5 protein-coding genes and 2 pseudogenes are annotated in these 6,176 nt (G+C 70.7%); 5 read left to right on the top strand and 2 right to left on the bottom strand.

What is annotated here, in order from left to right:
- Positions 1-459, top strand: a pseudogene (locus B9S61_RS40850) (SARP family transcriptional regulator); the annotation flags it as partial.
- Here the strand turns inward: B9S61_RS40850 and B9S61_RS14850 are convergent.
- Together B9S61_RS14850 and B9S61_RS14855 are read right to left on the bottom strand one after the other, a co-directional pair.
- The gene (locus B9S61_RS14850) at positions 413-946 is read right to left on the bottom strand and encodes a hypothetical protein (protein WP_103542686.1); all 534 of its coding nucleotides are present in this window, start codon (positions 944-946) and stop codon (positions 413-415) included. The pseudogene B9S61_RS40850 and the gene B9S61_RS14850 sit on opposite strands and share 47 nt — an antisense overlap.
- A 156-nt stretch (positions 947-1,102) precedes the next feature.
- Positions 1,103-2,542: a gamma-aminobutyraldehyde dehydrogenase gene (locus tag B9S61_RS14855; protein ID WP_103542682.1), complete on the bottom strand. Its 1,440-nt coding sequence runs from the start codon at positions 2,540-2,542 to the stop codon at positions 1,103-1,105.
- 206 nt (positions 2,543-2,748) lie between these two features.
- Between B9S61_RS14855 and B9S61_RS14860 the strand changes: the two genes are divergently transcribed.
- The 4 genes and pseudogenes from B9S61_RS14860 to B9S61_RS14875 all read left to right on the top strand — a co-directional run.
- Positions 2,749-3,267, top strand: a complete 519-nt coding sequence (locus B9S61_RS14860) for an Lrp/AsnC family transcriptional regulator (protein WP_103542683.1) — start codon at positions 2,749-2,751, stop codon at positions 3,265-3,267.
- Positions 3,268-3,269: 2 nt separating this feature from the next.
- Entirely contained in the window at positions 3,270-4,643 is a 1,374-nt protein-coding gene (locus B9S61_RS14865) for an aspartate aminotransferase family protein (RefSeq protein WP_103542684.1), read from the top strand.
- A gap of 226 nt (positions 4,644-4,869) precedes the next feature.
- Positions 4,870-5,619, top strand: a complete 750-nt coding sequence (locus tag B9S61_RS14870; protein ID WP_103542685.1) for an ABC transporter ATP-binding protein — start codon at positions 4,870-4,872, stop codon at positions 5,617-5,619.
- Positions 5,601-6,176: pseudogene (locus B9S61_RS14875) on the top strand (hypothetical protein); the annotation flags it as partial. The gene B9S61_RS14870 and the pseudogene B9S61_RS14875, both read left to right, overlap by 19 nt.

Here is a 6,176-nt window from a genome sequence, read left to right on the forward strand (position 1 = left end):
GCCCTGACCGCCTACGACCGCGCCGCCGACCCGCTCCCCGGCTCCGGGATGCCCGGTCTGAGCCGCGGTCTCCTGCCCCTGGCCCGTCTGACCGTGGCCCTGCGCGGCGGCGGTCCGCCCACCGCCGGCGAGCACACGGACTGGGGACCCTACGAACCGTGGGTGCGCCCCCTCCTGCTGGCCGCCGGAGGTCGTCCCGAGGAGTCCCGCGCGGCCTTGCGTGATCTCCCCGACCCGCCCCGCGACCTCATGTCCGAGGCCCTGTGGTGCCTGGTCGCCCGCGCCGCCGTCGCCGTGGACGACCCGCCCGCGATGCTCCGCGCCCGCACCCGCCTCCTCCCCGCCGCGGGCGAGGAGGCGGCGGGCAGCGGCCTGCTGACTCCGGGCGCCGTGGCCGGTCACCTGGAGAGTCTCAACGCGGCACTGGAACGACAGGGCGTCCGCCGGCCTCCCCGGTGAGCGCCTCGAGTCGCCTGATCTTCTCGCGTACGACGTACAGCGGGATCACGCCGAACACCCCGAACGCCATGTCGATGACGGTCCACCAGAAGGGGATGCCGCGGACCGGGCCGCAGACGAGGGCGAGCGGGACGATGCCGGCGCAGGCGATCATGCCGAACTCGACGACCCAGATATTGCGTACGGGGTCGCGGTAGGGGCCGTAGAAGGCGACCGCGATCACGAGATGGGCGAAGGCGAGCCAGTCGGTGCCGTAGAGGAGGAAGGGGTACTCGGCGTCGGCGGTGTCGAGTCCCTCGCGGACCCGCTCGATCCAGTCCATGAGGGCGGGGAGGTGCTCCGGCGCCGACAGGGACCGGAGCAGGTCCTCGGTCCAGCGCAGTTCGTGCACCAGGGGGAACGCGGTGACACCGCTGAGCACCAGGCAGACGACGAAGAAGACCAGCCAGGCGCGAGCGCCCTTGAGCAGGGCGGCTCTGTCGCTCATGGCGACAGCGTACGCCGTATTGAACATGTTCAAAAAGTCGGCGGGCCGCCGCCCCGGATCCGGCAGACCTGAGACGCCGGAGACGCCGGAGAGGCCGGCCGTCGGCCTCTCCGGCGTTCGGGAGCGGGGTCCGGGGCGGCGCCCACCGGCGGAGCGCTACGCGTCGAGGGACGTCATCACGTGCTTGATCCGCGTGTAGTCGTCGAAGCCGTAGGACGAGAGGTCCTTGCCATAGCCGGACTTCTTGAAGCCGCCGTGCGGCATCTCCGCGACCAGCGGGATGTGGGTGTTGATCCACACGCAGCCGAAGTCGAGCTTCTTGGACATCCGCATCGCGCGGGAGTGGTCCTTGGTCCACACCGAGGAGGCCAGCGCGTACTCGACGTCGTTGGCGTACTCGACGGCCTGGTCCTCGTCGGTGAAGCGCTGGACGGTGATGACCGGGCCGAAGACCTCCTTCTGGATGATCTCGTCGTCCTGGTTCAGGCCGGAGACGACGGTCGGCGCGTAGAAGAAGCCCTTGTCGCCGACGCGCTTGCCGCCGGCCTCCACGCGGGCGTGCGCGGGCAGCCGCTCGATGAAGCCCTCGACCTGCGCCAGTTGGTTGGGGTTGTTGAGCGGGCCGAACAGGACGTCCTCGTCGTCCGGCATACCGGTCTTGGTGTCGGCGGCGGCCTTGGCGAGCGCGGAGACGAACGCGTCGTGGATCGACTCGTGGACCAGGACACGCGTGGCGGCCGTGCAGTCCTGGCCCGCGTTGAAGAATCCGGCGACGGAGATGTCCTCGACGGCCTTGGGGATGTCGGTGTCCTCGAAGACGACGACCGGGGCCTTGCCGCCCAGCTCCAGGTGGACCCGCTTGACGTCCTTGGACGCGGACTCGGCGACCGACATGCCGGCGCGCACCGAACCGGTGATGGAGGCCATCGCCGGGGTGGGGTGCTCGACCATCAGGCGGCCGGTGTCCCGGTCGCCGCAGACGACGTTGAAGACGCCCTTGGGAAGGACGGAGCCGAGGATCTCGGCGAGCAGGACCGTGGAGGCCGGGGTGGTGTCCGAGGGCTTCAGGACGACCGTGTTGCCCGCGGCGATGGCCGGGGCGAACTTCCACACGGCCATCATCATCGGGTAGTTCCACGGCGCGACCTGCGCGCAGACGCCGACCGGCTCACGGCGCACGATCGAGGTCAGGCCCTCCATGTACTCACCGGCCGAGCGGCCCTCGAGCATCCGCGCCGCGCCCGCGAAGAAGCGGATCTGGTCCACCATCGGCGGGATCTCCTCGGTGCGGGTGAGCCCGGTGGGCTTGCCCGTGTTCTCCACCTCGGCGGCGATCAGTTCCTCGGCGCGCTCCTCGAAGGCGTCCGCGACCTTCAGCAGGGCCTTCTGGCGCTCGGCCGGGGTGGTGTCGCGCCAGCCGGGGAACGCCTCGGCGGCGGCCGCCATCGCGGCGTCCACATCCGCCTGCCCGGACAGCGGAGCGGTCGCGTACGCCTCGCCCGTCGCGGGGTTGACCACCTCGGTGGTCCGTCCGTCGGCGGCGTCCCGGAACTCCCCGCCGATGTAGTTGCGCAGACGACGCAGCTCGGTGCTCACTGCAGGCCCTCCTGGTGTTCCTTGTGGGTGTGTCCGAGGTGTTCGGTGGTGAGATGTCTGGGTGTCCACCCTCTGAGACACCCACCCTAAACCGACGGCTGCCGATTTCAACACCCCCACCCGCCCCGCATCTGCGAAATCCGCAGGACGAGGCGGCACAGACAACGAATTTCATCGGTCGAGCCTTGCAATATTGTCGATACGTCGTGCACAGTGACCCCGTGGCCAGTCGAAGCACAGACCCGAAGGACTCACGCGAGTCCAAGAACGGCGGCGGTCCCCACCTGGACGCCGTCTCCCTCGCCATCATCGAGCAGCTCCAGCAGGACGGCCGCCGGCCGTACGCCGCCATCGGCAAGGCCGTGGGCCTGTCGGAGGCGGCCGTGCGCCAGCGCGTCCAGAAGCTGCTCGACCAGGGCGTGATGCAGATCGTCGCCGTCACGGACCCGCTCACCGTGGGCTTCCGCCGGCAGGCGATGGTCGGGGTCAACGTCGAGGGCGACGTGGAGTCCGTGGCCGACGCGCTGACCGCCATGGACGAGTGCGAGTACGTGGTGATGACCGCGGGCTCCTTCGACCTCATGGTCGAGATCGTCTGCGAGGACGACGACCACCTTCTCGAGGTCATCAACCGACGCATCCGGGCCGTCCCCGGTGTGCGCTCCACCGAGAGTTTCGTCTACCTCAGGCTCAAGAAGCAGACCTACATGTGGGGAACCCGATAATCGTGAGCACCGACCGCACCGAGGACCTCAGCAGGTCCGCGTACGACCACCTGTGGATGCACTTCACCCGCATGTCCTCGTACGAGAACGCCCCCGTCCCCACCATCGTCCGGGGCGAGGGCACCTACATCTACGACGACCAGGGCAAGCGCTACCTCGACGGCCTCGCGGGCCTGTTCGTGGTGCAGGCGGGTCACGGCCGTCAGGAACTCGCGGAGACGGCCTCCAAGCAGGCGCAGGAGCTGGCCTTCTTCCCGGTGTGGTCCTACGCCCACCCCAAGGCGGTGGAACTCGCGGAGCGGCTCGCGCACGAGGCGCCGGGCGACCTCAACAAGGTCTTCTTCACCACCGGTGGCGGCGAGGCGGTCGAGACCGCCTGGAAGCTCGCCAAGCAGTACTTCAAGCTGACCGGCAAGCCGACCAAGTACAAGGTCATATCCCGCGCGGTGGCCTACCACGGCACTCCGCAGGGCGCCCTGTCCATCACCGGCCTGCCGGCCCTGAAGGCCCCGTTCGAGCCCCTCGTCCCGGGCGCGCACAAGGTGCCGAACACCAACATCTACCGGGCGCCGATCCACGGCGACGACCCGGAGGCGTTCGGCCGCTGGGCCGCCGACCAGATCGAGCAGCAGATCCTCTTCGAGGGCCCGGACACGGTCGCGGCGGTCTTCCTGGAGCCGGTGCAGAACGCCGGCGGCTGCTTCCCGCCCCCGCCCGGTTACTTCCGTCGGGTGCGCGAGATCTGCGACCAGTACGACGTGCTGCTCGTCTCCGACGAGGTCATCTGCGCCTTCGGCCGCCTCGGCACGACGTTCGCCTGCGACAAGTTCGGTTACGTCCCGGACATGATCACCTGCGCCAAGGGCATGACCTCGGGCTACTCCCCGATCGGCGCGTGCGTCATCTCCGACCGCCTGGCCGAGCCGTTCTACAAGGGCGACAACACCTTCCTGCACGGCTACACCTTCGGCGGCCACCCGGTCTCCGCCGCGGTCGGCATCGCCAACCTCGACCTGTTCGAGCGCGAGGGCCTCAACCAGCACGTGCTCGACAACGAGGGCGCCTTCCGCTCGACCCTGGAGAAGCTGCACGACCTGCCGATCGTCGGTGACGTCCGCGGCAACGGCTTCTTCTACGGCATCGAGCTGGTCAAGGACAAGAACACCAAGGCGTCCTTCGACGCCGACGAGACCGAGCGCGTCCTGTACGGCTTCCTGTCGAAGAAGCTCTACGAGAACGGCCTGTACTGCCGGGCCGACGACCGCGGCGACCCGGTCGTCCAGCTCGCCCCGCCGCTGATCTCCGACCAGGGGACCTTCGACGAGATCGAGCAGATCCTGCGCGCGACCCTCTCGGAGGCCTGGACCAAGCTCTGAGCCATTGCTCCGTCCGGGGGACCGATCTTCCTTCTGGATGATCAACACCGGCCCCGGTGCCGCCCGTTCGAGTGAGAAACGGCGGCCCGGGGCCACGTGCTGTCCGGACCGCCGCCATGGCCTGCCTAGCGTGCCCAGTGACCGATCGGCCGCGCCTTCGTTCCCCCGGACGGGGGACTCACCCGAATCGCGCACGGCATTTCCGATCCGAACCGAGGTGTACGCCATGGTGGCCCCACCGGACAACGACGTGCTCTGGGCGCGCGCCCTGCACTTCCGGCACGACGACGGCTCGCTCGGACTGAGCGGGGTCTCGCTCGGTGTCCGGGTGGGCGAGATCCTCGCCGTCGGCGGCCCGCGCGGCAGCGGCAAGACGACCCTGCTGCGCTGTCTGTCCGGCCTGCTGCCGACGGGGAGCGGCGAGGTCTGGTTCAACAGCGTTCCCGTGCACACCATGAGCCCGGTGACCCGCGAGCGGCTGCGCCGGGACCGTTTCGGCTGGATCGACCCGGCCCCCCTGCTCGTCCCCGAGCTGAACGTCTGGGAGAACGCCGCACTGCCGCTGATGCTGCGCGGCACCGGCCGGCGCCGGGCCAAGACGGCCGCCCTGGAGTGGCTGGAGCGCCTGGACGTCGGTGACAAGGCCCGCAAGCACTCCGTGGAGCTGACTCACGCGGAGCGGCAGCGGGTGTGCATCGCCCGCGCCCTCGCCCCGGCGCCCTCGGTGCTCTTCGCCGACGAGCCGACCGCCCCGCTGCACCGGATCGACCGCGCGCATGTGCTGCGTACGCTCACCACCGCGGCCCGCTCGCACGGCATCACCGTCGTCCTCGCCACGCACGACGCGCAGACGGCCGCCCTCGCCGACCGCACCGTGTCCCTGCTCGACGGGCGGTGCGTGCACACCGTCCACCTGCCGCCGGTCTCCGGAACGGCCGAGACGGAAGGCCGGGCGGCGTGCTCGCTCTCCGTCTGAGCCTCGGCGCCCACCCCGCCGTCCAGCTGCGCCGCCTGCTGGTCGCGACCGCGTCGGCGGGCACGGGCTTCCTGCTGCTGAGCGCCCTCGGCCACGCCCTGGGCCACCCGGACCCGTCCGTCTCGGCACTCCGGCTGGCCTGGTGCGCGGCGCCGCTGGCGGCCACGGTGTACTTCGCGGTCGCGGTCGCCCGCACCGATCCGGGCACCCGGCCCCGGCCCGGGCTGTCGGCGATCGGTCTCGGTCCCGCCCGGCTGATGGCGATCTCCGCGCTCACCACCGCGCTGTCCTGCCTGCTGGGCTCGGCGCTGGCCCTGCTGGCCTTCCTCCAGCTGCGCGGCGACCTCACCGGGATGCCCGTCGACGGTGCCGCGACGGACTTCCTCGCGGCCGGCCGGCCGCTTCCGCTGCCGGCGGCCCTGACGCTGCTGGCCCTGGTTCCGCTGAGCGCGTCGGTGGCGGTGGCGATGGCGCTGCGGCCGCGTGAACCGGTGAAGGGCGCGCCTCGCGCGGTACGCGCGTACGGCCGGTTCGGCGCGTACCGGCGCACGGCGGCA

Origin of the sequence: Streptomyces sp. SM1, from assembly GCF_002910825.1 — a bacterium.
GTDB classification, from domain to species: Bacteria; Actinomycetota; Actinomycetes; order Streptomycetales; family Streptomycetaceae; genus Streptomyces; species Streptomyces okerensis.

Coding starts and splice junctions, on each gene's coding strand:
- B9S61_RS14850 (WP_103542686.1), bottom strand. CDS start 946: ATGAGCGACAGAGCCGCCCTGCTCAAGGGCGCTCGCGCCTGGCTGGTC.
- B9S61_RS14870 (WP_103542685.1), top strand. CDS start 4,870: ATGGTGGCCCCACCGGACAACGACGTGCTCTGGGCGCGCGCCCTGCAC.